Source organism: Microvirga brassicacearum (assembly GCF_008757455.1).
GTDB lineage: Bacteria > Pseudomonadota > Alphaproteobacteria > Rhizobiales > Beijerinckiaceae > Microvirga > Microvirga brassicacearum.
The window spans coordinates 179,270-194,351 of record NZ_VCMV01000006.1; the positions used below are offsets into that span (position 1 = coordinate 179,270).

The 15,082-nt window shown below is 62.9% G+C and carries 17 protein-coding genes and 1 tRNA gene; 7 read left to right on the plus strand and 11 right to left on the minus strand.

Features of this window, described 5'->3' with window-relative positions:
* Window positions 1–17 precede the first annotated feature (17 nt).
* From FEZ63_RS05530 to FEZ63_RS05540, 3 genes are read right to left on the minus strand one after another with little or no spacing between them, the layout of a single operon-like run.
* Window positions 18–1,001: a TRAP transporter substrate-binding protein gene (locus FEZ63_RS05530; protein WP_150942637.1), complete on the minus strand. Its 984-nt coding sequence runs from the start codon at window positions 999–1,001 to the stop codon at window positions 18–20.
* A gap of 31 nt (window positions 1,002–1,032) precedes the next feature.
* The gene (locus tag FEZ63_RS05535) at window positions 1,033–2,340 is read right to left on the minus strand and encodes a TRAP transporter large permease (protein ID WP_150942638.1); all 1,308 of its coding nucleotides are present in this window, start codon (window positions 2,338–2,340) and stop codon (window positions 1,033–1,035) included.
* A 3-nt stretch (window positions 2,341–2,343) separates the two neighbouring features.
* Window positions 2,344–2,889 (minus strand): TRAP transporter small permease, encoded by a 546-nt coding sequence (locus FEZ63_RS05540; RefSeq protein WP_150942639.1) that lies wholly within the window; start codon window positions 2,887–2,889, stop codon window positions 2,344–2,346.
* Between the two features lie 180 nt (window positions 2,890–3,069).
* Between FEZ63_RS05540 and FEZ63_RS05545 the strand changes: the two genes are divergently transcribed.
* Window positions 3,070–3,492 (plus strand): OsmC family protein, encoded by a 423-nt coding sequence (locus FEZ63_RS05545; protein WP_150942640.1) that lies wholly within the window; start codon window positions 3,070–3,072, stop codon window positions 3,490–3,492.
* Window positions 3,493–3,549: 57 nt separating this feature from the next.
* Here the strand turns inward: FEZ63_RS05545 and FEZ63_RS05550 are convergent, their stop codons facing one another.
* The 4 genes from FEZ63_RS05550 to fabA form a co-directional block, all read right to left on the minus strand.
* Window positions 3,550–4,179, minus strand: coding sequence for a thioredoxin domain-containing protein (locus tag FEZ63_RS05550; protein ID WP_150942641.1), 630 nt, complete (start codon window positions 4,177–4,179; stop codon window positions 3,550–3,552).
* 176 nt (window positions 4,180–4,355) lie between these two features.
* A complete protein-coding gene (gene fabI / locus FEZ63_RS05555; protein WP_150942642.1) occupies window positions 4,356–5,186 on the minus strand; it encodes an enoyl-ACP reductase FabI in 831 nt (276 codons plus the stop codon).
* Window positions 5,187–5,298: 112 nt separating this feature from the next.
* On the minus strand, window positions 5,299–6,522 hold the full coding sequence (gene fabB / locus FEZ63_RS05560; RefSeq protein ID WP_150942643.1) for a beta-ketoacyl-ACP synthase I: 1,224 nt from the start codon (window positions 6,520–6,522) through the stop codon (window positions 5,299–5,301).
* Window positions 6,523–6,636: 114 nt separating this feature from the next.
* Entirely contained in the window at window positions 6,637–7,155 is a 519-nt protein-coding gene (gene fabA, locus FEZ63_RS05565; protein ID WP_150942644.1) for a 3-hydroxyacyl-[acyl-carrier-protein] dehydratase FabA, read from the minus strand.
* Between the two features lie 274 nt (window positions 7,156–7,429).
* Between fabA and irr the strand changes: the two genes are divergently transcribed.
* Complete coding sequence (gene irr / locus FEZ63_RS05570; RefSeq protein ID WP_150942645.1) at window positions 7,430–7,900, plus strand: Fur family transcriptional regulator Irr; 471 nt, start codon at window positions 7,430–7,432, stop codon at window positions 7,898–7,900.
* 43 nt (window positions 7,901–7,943) lie between these two features.
* Window positions 7,944–8,822, plus strand: a complete 879-nt coding sequence (locus tag FEZ63_RS05575; protein ID WP_150942646.1) for an EamA family transporter — start codon at window positions 7,944–7,946, stop codon at window positions 8,820–8,822.
* Window positions 8,823–8,831: 9 nt separating this feature from the next.
* Here the strand turns inward: FEZ63_RS05575 and FEZ63_RS05580 are convergent, their stop codons facing one another.
* Both FEZ63_RS05580 and FEZ63_RS05585 read right to left on the minus strand, forming a co-directional pair.
* On the minus strand, window positions 8,832–8,981 hold the full coding sequence (locus FEZ63_RS05580; RefSeq protein WP_150942647.1) for a DUF3096 domain-containing protein: 150 nt from the start codon (window positions 8,979–8,981) through the stop codon (window positions 8,832–8,834).
* A 48-nt stretch (window positions 8,982–9,029) separates the two neighbouring features.
* Complete coding sequence (locus FEZ63_RS05585) at window positions 9,030–9,563, minus strand: SH3 domain-containing protein (RefSeq protein WP_150942648.1); 534 nt, start codon at window positions 9,561–9,563, stop codon at window positions 9,030–9,032.
* Window positions 9,564–9,781: 218 nt separating this feature from the next.
* On the opposite strand from FEZ63_RS05585, the gene FEZ63_RS05590 reads away from it, so the two are divergent.
* Both FEZ63_RS05590 and FEZ63_RS05595 read left to right on the plus strand, forming a co-directional pair.
* Window positions 9,782–10,774 (plus strand): 2-hydroxyacid dehydrogenase, encoded by a 993-nt coding sequence (locus FEZ63_RS05590; protein ID WP_201274096.1) that lies wholly within the window; start codon window positions 9,782–9,784, stop codon window positions 10,772–10,774.
* Window positions 10,775–10,835: 61 nt separating this feature from the next.
* The gene (locus FEZ63_RS05595; protein WP_150942649.1) at window positions 10,836–11,558 is read left to right on the plus strand and encodes a sulfate transporter family protein; all 723 of its coding nucleotides are present in this window, start codon (window positions 10,836–10,838) and stop codon (window positions 11,556–11,558) included.
* Between the two features lie 16 nt (window positions 11,559–11,574).
* Here FEZ63_RS05595 and FEZ63_RS05600 read toward each other — a convergent pair whose 3' ends face one another.
* Window positions 11,575–12,636 (minus strand): complex I NDUFA9 subunit family protein, encoded by a 1,062-nt coding sequence (locus tag FEZ63_RS05600; RefSeq protein ID WP_150942650.1) that lies wholly within the window; start codon window positions 12,634–12,636, stop codon window positions 11,575–11,577.
* Between the two features lie 185 nt (window positions 12,637–12,821).
* Here FEZ63_RS05600 and FEZ63_RS05605 point away from each other — a divergent pair.
* Both FEZ63_RS05605 and FEZ63_RS05610 read left to right on the plus strand, forming a co-directional pair.
* Window positions 12,822–12,906: transfer RNA gene (locus FEZ63_RS05605), tRNA-Leu, on the plus strand.
* A 95-nt stretch (window positions 12,907–13,001) separates the two neighbouring features.
* Window positions 13,002–14,684, plus strand: coding sequence for a tyrosine-type recombinase/integrase (locus tag FEZ63_RS05610; RefSeq protein WP_162419672.1), 1,683 nt, complete (start codon window positions 13,002–13,004; stop codon window positions 14,682–14,684).
* A gap of 151 nt (window positions 14,685–14,835) precedes the next feature.
* On the opposite strand, the gene FEZ63_RS05615 is transcribed toward FEZ63_RS05610, so the two are convergent.
* Complete coding sequence (locus FEZ63_RS05615) at window positions 14,836–15,036, minus strand: hypothetical protein (RefSeq protein ID WP_150942652.1); 201 nt, start codon at window positions 15,034–15,036, stop codon at window positions 14,836–14,838.
* Between the last annotated feature and the right edge of the window lie 46 nt (window positions 15,037–15,082).

The window sequence follows — 15,082 nt, forward strand, 5'->3', positions numbered from 1 at the left end:
TTCGGCCTCATGGCGAATTACGAACCGGATTTCTTGTAGGCGTCCACGATGGCTTGCCCGTCAGGTCCGGCTTTCTTCAGCCAATCCTGAGTCAGCTGTTCGCCGACCTTCTGCAGGCCCGCCTTCAACTCGGGGCCGGGAGGCTGGACCTTCATGCCCTTGGCGGCGATCTGCTCCATGTACCATTTGGTCTTTTCCTGGGCCATTTTCCAACCGCGTTCCTCGGCCGCCTTGGCGGCTTTCAGAACAGCCTCCTGGGTCGGCTTGTCGAGCGCATCGAACGCGGCCTTGTTGACGAAGATCATGTTCTTCGGCAGCCAAGCCTGCGTATCGTAGAAATGCGACAGGGATTCCCACACCTTCGTGTCGTAGCCGGTGGCGCTCGACGACATGAACGAATTGACCACGCCGGTGGCGAGCGCCTGCGGCAGCTCGGCCGCCTGGATCGTCACCGGCTGCGCGCCGACGATCTCGGCGATGCGCGACGTTCCCACGTTATAGGCGCGCCATTTCAGGCCTTTCATATCCTCGACGGTGTTGATGTCCTTCTTGGCGAAGATGCCCTGCGGCGGCCACGCCACGGTGTAGAGCAGCATCAGGCCCTGGCTCGCGAGCTTCTTCTCGAGCGCGGGTTTCTGCGCCTCGCCGAGCTTGTGCGCCTGATCGAAGGAGGTGGCGAGGAACGGCACCACGTCGAGGCCGTAGATCGGGTCCTCGTTCTCGTGGAGCGACAGGATGACCTCGCCGATCTGCGCTTGGCCGGTCTGCACTGCGCGCTTGATTTCCGGCGCCTTGAAGAGCGACGCGTTGGCATGAACGGTGATCTGCAGCTTGCCGCCGGTCGCGTCCGCCACATCCTTGGCGAAGAGGTTCAGGTTCTCGGTGTGGAAATTGTCCGTCGGATAGGCGGCCGGCAGGTTCCATTTGGTTTGGGCCACGGCAGGCAGGCTGCACAGCAACGCGCCCGCAAGGCCGACGGAGAAGCGTGTCCAGTGTCTCATGTTCGGCGTCCTCTGGTTGTTATGAACGATGTTAATCCGGAAACGCGATTCTCGGCAGGACCATCACGATATCCGGAAATATCGTGATGATCGCCACGGCCGCAACGAGCAGGAAGAAGAACGGCAACGCCGCCAGCGCCACGGTGTACGAATCCTTGCCCGACATGGTCTGGAGCACGAACAGGTTGAAGCCGACCGGCGGCGACACCTCGGCCATCTCGACCACGAGGATGAGGAAGATGCCGAACCAGATGAGATCGAAGCCCGCCGTCTTTACCATCGGGATCACGACCGCGGTGGTCAGCACGATCATCGAGATTCCGTCGAGCGCCGTGCCGAGCAGGATGTACATCACGGTGAGCGCGGCAATCAGCGCGTAGGGCGAGAGGTTCATGTTGTCGACCCACACCGCCAGCGCCTGCGGGATGCCCGTATAGGCCATGGAGGTCGACATGAACGACGCGCCGGCAAGAATCAGCATGATCATGCAGGTGATCCGCGTCGTGCCCATGACGCTGGCCCAGAACGAATCCCACGACAGGGAACCGGACCACCAGGCGATCGCGAGCGAGCCGAGCACGCCCCAGGCGGCGCATTCGGTCGCCGTTGCCCACCCGAGCAGCAAGGTGAGGAACACCAGCGCGATGAGCAGCGCACAGGGGATGAGGTTGGCGGATTCCGCGAGCTTCCGGCGAAAGGACATGGGCGGATCGGCCGGCGGCGTCTTGTGTGGGTTGAGCAGCGACCAGACGGCGATGTAGCCGGAATAGAGCGCCATCACGAGAAGGCCCGGCAGGAAGCCGGCGAGAAAGATCTGAATGATCGAGACGTTCGCCGCCACCGCATAGACCACCATGGTGATCGAGGGCGGGATGAGGATGCCCAGCGTTCCGGCGCCCGCGAGACTGCCTAAGCTCACCATCTCATCATAACCGCGTTTCTTCAGCTCCGGCAGGGCGATCTTGGCGACCGTCGCACAGGTGGCGGCCGACGAGCCCGAGACCGAGCCGAACAACCCGCAGGCAAGCACGTTCACGTGCATGAGCCGGCCCGGCAACCAGTTGAGCCAGGGCGACAATCCGCGAAACATCTCCTCCGACAGACGGGTGCGAAACAGGATCTCGCCCATCCAGATGAAGAGCGGCAAGGCCGCCAGCGTCCAGGAGGCGGAATTGCCCCAGATGGTGGTGGCGAGGACCGACCCCGCCGGGATGCCGCCGCCGACGAATTGCATGCCCACATAACCGCAGGCCATGAGCGCGATGGCGATCCACACGCCGCCGGCGAGCAGAAATGCCAGAAGCAACAGCAGGAGGCCGGAGATTTCGATCAGGTCCATCCTCTAGACCCCGCTCTGCATCGCGCGCTCGATGACCTCTTCGGGCGTCGTCGCCGGTGGTTTCTCGTAGCGCGGATCGCCGCCGCGCAGCACATGGACGAACTCGTCGATGAAGGCGACGAACAGGATCACGAGGCCGGTCACGTAGCCCAGCTGCGGAATCCATAACGGCACCGCGATCACGCCCTGCGACATGTCGTTGAAGCGATAGCTGTCAAAGGTGAGCTGCACCGCGTGCCAGGCGAAGAAGCCGACGAAGCCGACCCCGACCGTGAGCGCGAAAAGCTCCAGCGCCCGGCGTTTGCGGCCGTGAAAGCGGTCGATCATCAGACCGACGCGGATCATCTCGCCCGATTTGAACGTGTGGGCGAGGCCGAGAAACGCCATCGCGGCCATCGACCACGACGCCAGATCGTCGCCCGCCGGAATGTTGATGTTGACCTGACGCCCGAGCGACAGCCCGAGCATCAGGAGGAAAATGAGAATGAGAAAACCGCCCGCGAGATAACCCGCCGCTCGGTAGAGGCCATCGAGGATGGTGCGAACCATGGGCGTCGCTCGGCTTTCGTCGGGCGCGAAAGGCATCCCGGTGCCCACTACCCTATCGGCGCCGTTCCAGCGGGCAAGTCGGCCATTGGGACAATATGCGAGATCCACATTTCACCCGCCGGGTGGTTTCCCGCGCAGACCGCGCTACATGAGGGGCGACCTCAACCAAGGGAGACGGGCATGGATCGCAAGGCAAAAGCAGTTTGGCAGGGCACGGGCAAAGACGGCACCGGCCACCTCACCACCGACTCGGCCGTTCTGTCCGCGACGCCGTATTCGTTCAAGACGCGTTTCGAAAACGAGAAGGGGACCAACCCCGAGGAACTGATCGCCGCCGCCCATGCCGGCTGCTTCACGATGGCGCTTGCCTTCCAGCTTCAAGGCGCCGGCTTCACCCCGACCGAGCTTGCCACCGAGGCGGCCGTTTCCCTCGACAAGGACGGCGATGGTTTCAAGATCAGCAAGTCGCGCCTGACCCTGCGGGCCAGTGTTCCGGGAATCGACCAGGCGAAGTTCGAGGAGCTGGCACGGGCCGCCGAGAAGAACTGCCCGGTCTCGAAGGTGCTGAATGCCGAGATCAGCATGGATTTCACGCTGGTTTGAACTCCCGTATTTCCCTCCCCCTTGCGGGGAGGGCCAAGGCGGGGTCGAAAGGCGGCGCTACGCGCGCGCCTTCGCGATCGCTTCGCGTTTCTGGGCCAGCGTCATCCCGCCCACATAGGCGTCGGACGCGACCAGGAATGACGGCGTGGCGACAAGACCGAGCGAGTTGCCGAGCGTGAAGGCGTCCTTCATCCATTGCGTCGTACGATCGCTGTCGGCGGCCTCGATCAGGCGCTTGCGGTCGCCGCCGAGCCGTTCGGCCTCCGCGATTGCCCGCGCGCCGTTGACGACGCCGCGCAACGAGAACAGCGCGAGGTGAAACGGCAGATACTGCTCCGGGCCCTGAACCTGCAGATGGCCGAGGGCGGCACGGGTCGCCTCCACCGAAGGCTTGCCCAGGACGGCGAAATTCACCAGCACATAGGTGAGATCGGGCTCGGCTTTGAGCAACGCCGGCAGGTCGCCGGCCGAGCGTTTGCACCACGGGCAATTGTAGTCGAAATACTCGACCATGATCACGTCGCCCCGGGCATGGCCGAGCCTGACGGCGGACCCGAGATCGAGCGTATCTTCCACCAGTTCGATGGGAACCCGCTGCGCCTCCGGCGCTGCTTGAGCGTTGGATTTCGTGGCGATGCCCGAAAGGGCAAGGCCGGTGAGGAGCATGCGGCGCGACAGGAAAATCATGATCACCGAACAGCGACAAAAGGGATGCCCGTGATGCCTTGCGGCAGCCGGGATGACAACGCAAATCGGGGAGAATCGCGTCGCCTCACGTCCTCTTGAAGCGGGGCATTACGGCCTTTTTCGGATCGAATCACGTCTCACGAGTTTGGACCGATTCGGTTCAAACTCACCGTGATCTAGCCCTCGTCGCCCGTCACACCCGCCGCATCCTGCGCCTTCAGCACGTCGGGGCGGGGCATCGAGATGGTGTTGTAGCCCGAATCCACATAGTGAATCTCGCCCGTGACGCCATTCGAAAGGTCGGACAGGAGATAGAGGGCCGAACCGCCCACATCTTCGATCGTCACCGTACGGCGCAAAGGAGCGTGAGCTTTCTGGTAGGTGTACATCAGGCGCGCATCGGCGATGCCTGCGCCCGCAAGTGTGCGCACCGGCCCCGCCGAGATGGCGTTGCAGCGAATGCCGTTGGGGCCGAGATCGGACGCGATGTAGCGGACGCTCGCCTCCAGCGCGGCCTTGGCAACGCCCATCACATTGTAGTTCGGCATCACGCGGGTGGAGCCGCCGTAGGTGAGCGTCAGCAGCGATCCGCCATTCTTCATGCGGCTCGCCGCACGTTGCGCGATCTCCGTGAAGGAGAAGCACGAAATCACCATGGTGCGCGAGAAATTGTCCCGCGTGGTGACGTCCACATAGGAGCCCTTGAGCTGCGCCTTGTCCGAAAAGCCGATGGCGTGAACCACGAAATCGAGGCCATCCCAGCGTTTGTCGAGCTCCGCGAAGACAGCATCGACCGATGCGATATCCTCAACGTCGCAGGGCAGCACAATGTCCGATCCGAGCGATTGCGCCAATGGCGCCACGCGCTTGCCGAGCGCTTCACCCTGGTAGGTGAAGGCGAGTTGGGCACCGTGCTGGCTGAGCGTCTTGGCGATGCCCCAGGCAATCGAATGGTCATTGGCGACGCCCATGATGAGGCCGCGCTTTCCTTGCATCAGACCGTTCACTCAATATCCCCTTGATGGCTGCTTGTTCTTGTCGCGACGACCTTGCAGCCGAGAGCACGACCTGAACGATCCTGCCCCCGTCGCCATATCAAGCAGCGGACGTGATGTCGTCTCAATCTTTGTAACGGCTGAAGACAAGCGTCGCGTTGGTGCCGCCGAAGCCGAAGGAATTGGACAGGACCGTATCAAGCTTGACGTCGTCGATCCGTTTCCGAACAATGTTCATGTCGGCGAGCGCCGGATCGAGTTCTTCGATATGCGCGCTCTCGCAGATGAAGTCGTTGTTCATCATCAAGAGCGAATAGATCGCCTCCTGCACGCCGGTCGCGCCGAGCGAATGCCCGGTGAGCGACTTGGTGGCCGAGATCGGCGGGCATTTCTCGCCGGCGCCGAACACTTCGCGAATCGCCTCGATCTCCTTCAGATCGCCGACCGGCGTCGAGGTGCCGTGCGGGTTGATGTAGTCGATCGGGGCCGTCACGTTCTGCAACGCCATGCGCATGCAGCGCACCGCACCTTCGCCTGACGGCGCCACCATGTCGTAACCGTCCGAGGTCGCGCCATAGCCGACGATCTCGCCATAGATCTTCGCGCCGCGCGCCAGCGCGTGCTCCAGTTCCTCGAGCACCAGAACCCCCGCGCCGCCTGCGATCACGAAGCCGTCGCGGTTGGCGTCATAGGTGCGCGAGGCGGTGGAGGGGGTGGCGTTGTACTTCGACGACATGGCGCCCATGGCATCGAACAGGTTCGACATCGACCAGTCGAGATCCTCGCAGCCGCCTGCGAACATGATGTCCTGCTTGCCCATCTGGATGGTCTCGAAGGCATTGCCGATGCAATGGTTCGAGGTCGCGCAGGCGGACGAGATCGAATAATTCACGCCCTTGATCTTGAACCAGGTGGCGAGGGTCGCGGAGGCCGTCGAGGACATGGCCTTCGGCACGGCGAACGGCCCGATGCGCTTGGGACCCTTTTCGCGTGTGATATCGGCCGCATCGATCAGCGTGCGGGTGGAGGGACCGCCCGAACCCATGATGATGCCGGTGCGGTCATGAGAGATATCCTCAGGCGACAGGCCCGAATCGGCGATGGCCTGATCCATCGCGACATGGTTCCAGGCCGTTCCGAGGCCGTGAAAACGCATGGCGCGCCGATCGACGAGTTCCTCCGGATTGAGCGTCGGTTTGCCGTGCACCTGGCAACGGAAGCCGTATTTCTCGTAATCCTCGGCCTTCGTGATGCCGGATTTCGCTTCGCGCAAAGAGGTCAGCACCTCCTGCGTGGTGTTGCCGATGGACGAGACGATGCCCATTCCGGTGACGACGACGCGTCTCATAGCCTACCTCTTCAAAGGAAACATTCTGCCAACCCCGATTCAAAGAATAAGGTCGGCAATGGTCATTCTCAACGTCAAGCCCTGAAAATGGGGCCGGAGCAGGACGGTGGCGAACTAGCCGCCGGCAGCGTCCGCCTGGAACAGGCCGACCCGCAAGTCCTTGGCCTCGTAGATCCGGCGGCCATCGGCCTCGAGCCAGCCATCGGCGATGCCGAGGATGAGCTTGGAGCGAAAAACGCGCTTCAGATCGACCCCATACACGACCTTCTTGTGGGTCGGCAGCACCTGATCAGCGAATTTGACCTCGCCGATGCCAAGCGCACGGCCGCGGCCCGCCGAGCCGGACCAGCCAAGGAAAAAACCCACCATCTGCCACAGGGCGTCGACGCCAAGGCAGCCCGGCATGACCGGATCGCCTTTGAAATGACAGGGGAAAAACCAGAGATCCGGCCGCACGTCGAGTTCGGCCACCACATGGCCCTTGCCATATGCGCCGCCATCCTCGCCGATCGAGGTGATGCGGTCGAACATCAGCATGGGCGGGAGCGGCAATTGCGCATTGCCGGGACCGAACAATTCTCCCCGGCCACAGGCCAGGAGTTCTTCGTAGGTAAAGCTCGACTGGCGCGCCATGCCGGATGCCGATCCTTCTCAACACATTGTCATTTAGGTCCCGGACTACCCGGAACCGTCGAATTGGGGCTCTGGTAGCACAGGCTTGAGCGTCCATCAAAGGGCGGCGATTCGGCTATCGGGATTCCTGGCCGCGCCGCAAATCTCGCGCTGGGGAAGCCGGGCGAATGTCGCATCGGCCCGGCGCAGCCTTGCGGCGAAGCGCTCGCTTTCCTATCATTGAGGTGGTAGAAGCCGTTTTTCAGCAAACAGTTCCGGCTCAACAGTTCTGACGATGACCGACCCACTTTCAGCCTATATCGACTCCGCGTCCCAGCCGCTGCAGCGGCGTGGATGTCCACTCTCGGAGTTGCGCGACAAGTTGCGCCGCGTGGGTTTGCGCCCGACGCGCCAACGCGTCTCGCTGGGCTGGCTGCTGTTCGGCAAGGGCGACCGACACATCACCGCCGAAGTGCTGTTCGACGAAGCGACGCGCGCCCGGGTGCCGGTGTCGCTCGCCACCGTCTACAACACCCTGCACCAGTTCACCGAGGCCGGCCTGCTGCGCCAGCTCGCGGTTGACGGGGCCAAGTCCTATTTCGACACCAATCCGAGCGAGCATCATCACTTCTTCCTCGAGGACGAGGGCGAACTCGTGGACATGCCGAGCGCCGGCATCAGCGTCACCGAACTGCCGGAGCCCCCTGCGGGAATGGAAGTGGCGGGCATCGAGGTGATCGTCCGCCTGCGCCGCAAGGCTTCCTGAACCCCTTTCCGACCCGCGGCCATCGAGGCGCTGACGTTTCGACATGCCGCTCACTCATATCCTGCTCGCCATCCTCGTTGCCTTCATCTGGGGCCTGAGCTTCGTCGTCATCAAGGTCGGGGTCGCGGCAACGCCGCCCCTGGTTCTGGCAGCCTTGCGCTTCGTCTTCGCGGTTTTCCCCGCAATCCTGTTCGTGCCGCGCCCGAAAACCCGCTGGCGCTTTCTCATCGGCTACGGCTTCTTCCTCGGAATCGCCCAGTTCGGCCTGCTTTTCGCCGCCATCTCGCTCGGCATGCCGGCGAGCCTCGCCTCGCTGGTCATGCAGGCGCAGGTGTTCTTCACCATCCTGTTCGCCGCCGTGCTGATGGGCGAGCGCCCCGGCCCCCACCAGATCGTCGGCGGGCTTGTCGCCTGCCTTGGCCTGATCCTGATCGCGTGGCCGCGCCTTGCCGGCAGCGGCGCCGTGCCGTTTCTGATGACCGTCGTTGCCGCCGCCGCCTGGGGCATCGCCAACATCATTTCCAAACGCGCGGGGCGCATCGACATGCTGGGCTTCGTGGTCTGGTCGAGCCTGATGGCGCCGATCCCGCTGCTCGGGCTGTCCCTGTGGATCGACGGGCCGGACCGAGTCGCGGCATCCCTGATGGATCTGGACGCCGGCACGCTCGGGGCGGTCGCCTATCTGGCCTACCCCACGACGATCTTCGCCTTCGCCATCTGGGCCTGGCTGCTGTCGCGCCATCCCGCCGCCACCGTGACGCCGTTCGCCCTGCTGGTGCCCGTCGCGGGCATCCTCGGCTCCGCGTTTTTTCTCGGCGAAGTCATGATGCCGATCGAAGCCATCGGCGGCGCCATCATCGTTCTGGGGTTGGCCATCAATATCTTCGGCCTGCGGATCTTCGGGCGCGCCAGGACCGCGTAAGGCCGCGGCTTAGCGGATCAGCCCCAACCCATAAATGCCGAACGCGATCAGGAAGATCGCCACCACGACGTTGAGGAAGCGCGGCGCCACGATGGCGGCGATGCCGAGGATGATGGCGAGGAGCGGCAGCAGATTCTTGAGGCTGAAGGAAAGCGTCATCGGGTTCTCTTGTTGGTGTCAACGCAGGGTCCGGTCGTCAGCCGGGAGTTACTCGACTTTTTCGTTGGGATAGACGCCCCACAGCTTGTCCTGCCGGACATGGCCGTCCACGTCGCGGGCGTTGTCCATCACGATGGTGATGCGGCACCAGCCCTTGTCGCAGGATTTGATGTTGACGATCACGCCCGGCTGGAGATTGGCGACCACGCCGCCCTTCTCTTCCGCGCGATCGAGAAGCTGGATCGGCGCTTGCGCGGCCTTCGCCCAGGGCATCACGAGCGCGGTGCGCCGGCCGGACAGGAGCGAGTGCAGCACCCAGCCATCCGTGCCCTCCGCATCGCGGATGCGCCGCCAGGTCTCGTATTCGGCCACGATCTCCACCGGCAGGCCGGCCCGCTGGAACACCCAGGCGGTGCGGTGATCCTTCGAGGGCCCTTCGCGCAGATTCACCCGATCGGTCTTGAGGCTGACATAGCGCGGCACCGGAAGGCCCGTTCCCAGGCGCCCGCCCGGCGGCGTCTGGGCGGATGCCAGCGACGCGCCGAACCCAAGCAGCGCGATGGACAAAACGATCTTGCGCATGGCTTCCTTCACCTTCGGGTTTGTGCGGCGGGCGGAGCCTCTGGTAGAGAAGCTTGAAGGAGCTTCGCCACGCGAGGGATCTCCGCCCTGGAGCACTTCGCCGGAAAAGGTCCGTCGACTTTTTGCGGCACATGCTCTTAGTCGCCGAGATACGGTTAAGGGAGCGTGAAGCTCGCTTGGCCGCATCGGATTTTCGAGAGCTGGGGATCATTCGAAGCATGAAGAAAAGACCCGTCGTCGTCGTGACCCGCCGCCTGCCCGACGTGATCGAAACCCGCATGCGCGAATTGTTCGACACCCGGCTCAATCTCGAAGACAAGCCACTCTCGCGACAGGAGCTGGTCGACGCCGTGGCCCTCGCCGACGTGCTGGTGCCGACCCTGACGGACGAGATCGACGCCGACCTGCTGGCGAAGGCCGGGCCTGATCTCAAGCTCATCGCGAATTTCGGCAACGGCATCGACCATATCGACGTTCCGGCGGCGCTTGCCCGAGGCATCACCGTTACCAACACGCCCGGCGTGCTCACCGAGGATACGGCCGATATGGCGATGGCGCTGATTCTCGCCGTCGCCCGCCGCATTCCGGAAGGGTCGCGCATCGTTCCGGACGGCGAATGGGCGGGCTGGTCGCCGACCTGGATGCTCGGGCGGCGGATCACCGGCAAGCGCCTCGGCATCGTCGGCATGGGCCGCATCGGCCAGGCCCTCGCCCGCCGCGCGAAAGCCTTCGGCCTCTCGATCCACTATCACAACCGCCGCCACGTCCCGGCCAGGATCGAGCAGGAGCTCGAGGCGACCTATTGGGAATCCCTCGACCAGATGCTCGCCCGCATGGACATCGTGTCGGTCAATTGCCCGCACACGCCCGCCACCTTCCACCTTCTCTCCGCCCGCCGCCTCAAGCTGATGAAGGCCGACGCGATCCTGGTGAACACGGCACGCGGCGAGGTGATCGACGAGACCGCGCTGACCCGGCTGATTGAGGCGGGCGCCATCGCGGGCGCCGGCCTCGACGTGTTCGAGGAGGAGCCCGCGGTCAATCCGCGCCTGCTCAAGCTCGCCCGCCAGCACAAGGTGGTGCTGTTGCCCCATATGGGTTCGGCGACGCAGGAGGGCCGCGTCGACATGGGCGAGAAGGTCATCGTCAACATCAAGTCGTTCATCGACGGCCACAAGCCGCCGGACCGGGTGTTGCTCAGCATGCTCTGACGGGCCCTCGCTTGCCGGCGCGAAGCAGAAATTTCCGACCCTGTTCCCGAGAGATCGACCGATGCTGGTTCAATCTGCCTACGCAGCCGCACGCCAGGTTTTTTCAACCCCGCTGCGCAGCATCCTGTGGAAGTCGCTTGCCTTAACCGCGGCCCTCCTGGTGCTCGTCTGGCTCGGGCTGACCCGGCTCTTCGGCTATTTCCTGCAAGGCCATTCGATCAGCGCCAGCTACCCGATCCTCGACAGTTTCGCGTTCTTTCTCGCGGGCGCCGGCTTGTTCGTGGCGCTCGCCTACCTGCTCCCGGTGGTTTCGGCGGTGGTGGCCGGCTATTTTCTCGACGACGTGGCCGAAGTGGTCGAGGGCACCGACTTTCCAGCCGATCCGCCCGGCCGGGCCCTGCCTGTCGGCCGCGCCATTCTGTACGGCCTGCGCTTTGCCGGCCTGTCGTTGCTGGTCAACCTCGCGGCCCTGCTGCTGTTCTTCATTCCGGGGGTGAATATCGGCGTCTTCTTCGTCGCCAACGCCTATCTGCTCGGCCGGGAATATTTCGAGCTCGCGGCGGGACGCTTCCGGTCGCTGGAGGACGCGGCGCGCATGCGGGCGGACAATCGCGGCACGGTGTTTGCCGCGGGCGCCATCATCGCCGCCCTGGTGATGGTGCCGGTCCTCAACCTGCTGACGCCGATCTTCGGCGCCGCCCTGATGGTGCATGTGCACAAGCGCCTGAGCGCCTCCCGCACCAGCACGGTCATCCCGCCATCGCGGATCCGCTCGAACCCATGAGACGGAGTCTCCGGCCTTACCGCGCCCGGTTCTCCAGCGTCGAATCCGGGCTCAGGAACGGCAGTGTGTCGTCGGGCCCGGAATGGCGCTTCAGGTCGAACTGGCCGGTGCGGCGGAAGCGGACGAGGTAGGACGGCACGATCGCCTCGAAGGCGGTCGGCGTGATGCCGAGCCCCGGCAAGGTGCGCCCCTCGGCGATGGCGGCGTCCGAGACCACGTTGTCGGTCTCGAGCATGATCGCCTGATCGCGCGTCATCACGAGATCGTCCGGCAGCAGGCCGAGCGTGATCCGGTCGAGAAGACCGAGCGCACTGCCCTGCATCCGCGCGAGGGTCTTCGGCAGCGAGAGCACGACCGCGCGCCGCTCGGTGATGTCGAGCACATACTGGACGAGGTCCCGCAACGTGCTGATCTGTGGTCCGCCCGCCTCATAGATGCGGCCGCCCGGCACCTTTCCGTCCACCGCCAACGCGATCGCTTCCGCGACGTCGCAGACGAAAACCGGCTGCAGGCGCGTCTCGGCGCCGGCGAGCGGCAGCACGGGGAGCAGTCGCGCCAGCGAGGCGAAACGGGTGAAGAAGCTGTCGCCGGCGCCGAACATCAGCGAAGGCCGCAAAACCACGGCGTCGGGCCGGACCGCGAACAGGCCCGCCTCACCCTCCGCCTTGGTGCGCCCGTAGGCGGCCTGCGACCGAAGATCGGCGCCGATCGCCGACACATGGACGAGATTGGCCGCCGGCGAGGCCGATTCGGCGATCAGTCGCGGGCCCTTGGCCTGGAGGGCATCGAAGCTCTGGCGGCCGCTCTCCTGGAGAATTCCCACCAGATTGACCACATGATCGGCTCCCGCCACGGCCCGGGCCACGGAGCCAGGGTCGCGCAGGTTGGCCTGAACCGCATAGATCTGGCCGACGGTGCCGAGAGGCTGCAGGAAGAACGCCCGCTCCGGCCGGCGGCTCGCCACCCGGATACGATAGCCCCGCCGCGCCAGCACCTGCACCACATGCCGTCCGACAAAGCCGGATCCGCCGAAAACCGTGACGAGTTGCTGCGAGGGCGTGCGGATCGGGGCGATCATGGAAGCCTCCTGTCCCGGCATAAAGCGACACCGGGAATGGATGGTGGGGACGAATGTTGGACCGTCTCTAATGAAACGCCGCTCGCGTGTGAAGGGGTGCGCCTGCGCGATTAGCGCCAAAGCCGCACTTTAGGCAATTGACGCGCCGCCTGCGCCGCCTTAAACGAAGCTCGCCGAACAGGCATGCCCAGGTGGCGGAATTGGTAGACGCACTGCTTTCAGGTAGCAGCGATGCAAGTCGTGGAGGTTCGAGTCCTCTCCTGGGCACCATCCGCATTCTAAGCCCTTGAAAGGCTTGATATTCAGGATGAAGGGTCGAGAAACCGGTACACAAAACCGGGCACATTTCGACCATGAGCATCCGCATGACCTATCTCTATAAGCGCTCCGATTCGGGCCATTGGCAGTTTCGAATGCGGGTGCCAAAGCAGCATCTCGACAGCGCAGTAGGCAAGCTTGCCATTTTCGATTTTCCGGCCTTTCGTGGCGCTAAAGCACATTCGTTCACTTACCTGATCAACGGAACCATCAAGTTCTCGGTGAAGACAGACGACCGCCTCGTTGCCGAATCCAGAGACTCACTCGCTCGGGCCTATCTTCAGAAGGTGTTCGACTCGTCCGGCAAAGGGCCAACCAGTCTCACGAATAAGGACCTCGTCGCGCTCGCAGGCGCGGTCTACCGGCTCTTTAAAGACAAATTCGAAGCAGATCCCGGCAGCCCGGAAAAATGGGCTGCTCTTAAGGGCTACAATCGAGCGGTCCGAGAGGGACGCATATCGGACGCGCCGCCATTGTTACCGGGCCAAAGTGATGATGAGGCAGCTGCCCTCGCCCGATTCGGGGAGGGCCTTACCGATGGGATCAACGCGCTGCCGCCATCAACGATCAAGGTCGATCTGGAACACCGTTTTGGCCTTTTGACCAACTGGGTATTGCTGTCCGAAGGACTGAACGTCGATGAAGCAACCCGGACCAAGCTCATGATAAAGGTCGCGAACGCTTCAACCCTTGTCGCTGAAACACTGAAGCGCACAGCCGCCGACGACGATTATTCGGATGATCTAGTTTTAAAGAGGTTTCCCACATTTACCGGGACGACACACTACACGCTCGACGATTTGTTCGAACGTTGGCAAAAAGACAGCAAACCATCGTTCAGTACGGTTACGACTTGGAAAGGTGTAATCAAGTCTCTCAAAGCACATCTTGGTCACGATTCTGCATCACGTGTCACCTCGGAAAACATCGTCGCTTGGAAAGATATGCTCATCGATCGTGGGCTGACCGCGAAGACTGTGAGTCACACCTATTTAGCGTGCGTGAAATGCCTCTATAACCATGCACGCGACAATAAGAGGTTGAAAACGAACCCAGCTGAAGAAATCAAGATGACGGTCAAGCGAAAGGCTGGCACGAAGAGGCTTCCTTATACGGACGAGGAAGTGTGCCGTCTGGTCGATCTAGCAGCAGGCCAGCGACTCCCGATTCGACGCTGGCTTCCGTTGCTCGCGGCGACAACGGGCGCTAGAATTGGTGAACTAGCACAGCTTTGGGCGGAAAGGGTCAAGAGCGTCAATGGCGTGATTGTCCTGGATATCCAGCCCGCTGAGGATTTCGGATCTCTGAAGAATGAGGGGAGCGAACGACCAGTTCCCTTACATCCTCTTATGATCGATCTAGGTTTCCTCGAATTTGTGAAAAAACGCGGAGAAGGACCGCTTTTCTATCAGAAGCTGTGCCGTGATCCGGAGAAGAAACACCCCTACAAAGGGGTGACCAACCACCTTGCCAAATGGATCCGAACACAAGGCTTCAATGACACGAGGAAAGACCCTAATCACGCCTTAAGACACTGGTGGAAGACCGCCGCGTCGAGGGTCGGGATTCAGGACAGCATGGCTGACGGGATCCAAGGACATTCGCCCGATTCGGTTGCCAGCGTCTATCGTCACTTCGACCTGCGGACGCTCGCAAAAGCCGTAGCATCCATTCCTATCCCGAGGGCTGAGGCCCCGCCGGACCGCCTGGAAGGCGATAGGCCTAGCTAGTCGGCCCTGCGTTTCCGTCGTTAGTCCTATCTAAGCAGCACTTGCCGCATTTGCATTCAGGACGGGGCGGCCCGGTGAGCCGTCCTGATATCTCATTTTGATGTTCAAGCGTTCCGGCGTTGAATCCAAGCAACGAGTCCTCTGTCCGCGGTTAAGAGCGGTTGACCGGGCTTCGCCTCGCTAACTCTGCAAGGATAGCTCGACGCAGCCAGCTCGCCCGGCTTATCAACTCGCGGTCTGCCAGGCGATCAATCGCCTTGATGAGTTCGACAGGAAGGCCAAGGCCGACAATTTTGATGGGATCGCTGCGCATCCTGATCATGCCGCCCGCTGGCTCTTGATTGCCCGCCATTGTGCAACGGCCTTCTGATCGAGGTTACGGCTGCATCCTACACGCT

What these genes read in the sequence shown, in the direction of transcription:
- FEZ63_RS05530 (WP_150942637.1), bottom strand. Translation starts at nt 1,001, where the DNA reads ATGAGACACTGGACACGCTTCTCCGTCGGCCTTGCGGGCGCGTTGCTG.
- FEZ63_RS05535 (WP_150942638.1), bottom strand. Translation starts at nt 2,340, where the DNA reads ATGGACCTGATCGAAATCTCCGGCCTCCTGCTGTTGCTTCTGGCATTT.
- FEZ63_RS05540 (WP_150942639.1), bottom strand. Translation starts at nt 2,889, where the DNA reads ATGGTTCGCACCATCCTCGATGGCCTCTACCGAGCGGCGGGTTATCTC.
- FEZ63_RS05545 (WP_150942640.1), top strand. Translation starts at nt 3,070, where the DNA reads ATGGATCGCAAGGCAAAAGCAGTTTGGCAGGGCACGGGCAAAGACGGC.
- FEZ63_RS05550 (WP_150942641.1), bottom strand. Translation starts at nt 4,179, where the DNA reads ATGATTTTCCTGTCGCGCCGCATGCTCCTCACCGGCCTTGCCCTTTCG.
- fabB (WP_150942643.1), bottom strand. Translation starts at nt 6,522, where the DNA reads ATGAGACGCGTCGTCGTCACCGGAATGGGCATCGTCTCGTCCATCGGC.
- fabA (WP_150942644.1), bottom strand. Translation starts at nt 7,155, where the DNA reads ATGGCGCGCCAGTCGAGCTTTACCTACGAAGAACTCCTGGCCTGTGGC.
- irr (WP_150942645.1), top strand. Translation starts at nt 7,430, where the DNA reads ATGACCGACCCACTTTCAGCCTATATCGACTCCGCGTCCCAGCCGCTG.
- FEZ63_RS05575 (WP_150942646.1), top strand. Translation starts at nt 7,944, where the DNA reads ATGCCGCTCACTCATATCCTGCTCGCCATCCTCGTTGCCTTCATCTGG.
- FEZ63_RS05580 (WP_150942647.1), bottom strand. Translation starts at nt 8,981, where the DNA reads ATGACGCTTTCCTTCAGCCTCAAGAATCTGCTGCCGCTCCTCGCCATC.
- FEZ63_RS05585 (WP_150942648.1), bottom strand. Translation starts at nt 9,563, where the DNA reads ATGCGCAAGATCGTTTTGTCCATCGCGCTGCTTGGGTTCGGCGCGTCG.
- FEZ63_RS05590 (WP_201274096.1), top strand. Translation starts at nt 9,782, where the DNA reads ATGAAGAAAAGACCCGTCGTCGTCGTGACCCGCCGCCTGCCCGACGTG.
- FEZ63_RS05595 (WP_150942649.1), top strand. Translation starts at nt 10,836, where the DNA reads ATGCTGGTTCAATCTGCCTACGCAGCCGCACGCCAGGTTTTTTCAACC.
- FEZ63_RS05600 (WP_150942650.1), bottom strand. Translation starts at nt 12,636, where the DNA reads ATGATCGCCCCGATCCGCACGCCCTCGCAGCAACTCGTCACGGTTTTC.
- FEZ63_RS05610 (WP_162419672.1), top strand. Translation starts at nt 13,002, where the DNA reads ATGACCTATCTCTATAAGCGCTCCGATTCGGGCCATTGGCAGTTTCGA.
- FEZ63_RS05615 (WP_150942652.1), bottom strand. Translation starts at nt 15,036, where the DNA reads ATGGCGGGCAATCAAGAGCCAGCGGGCGGCATGATCAGGATGCGCAGC.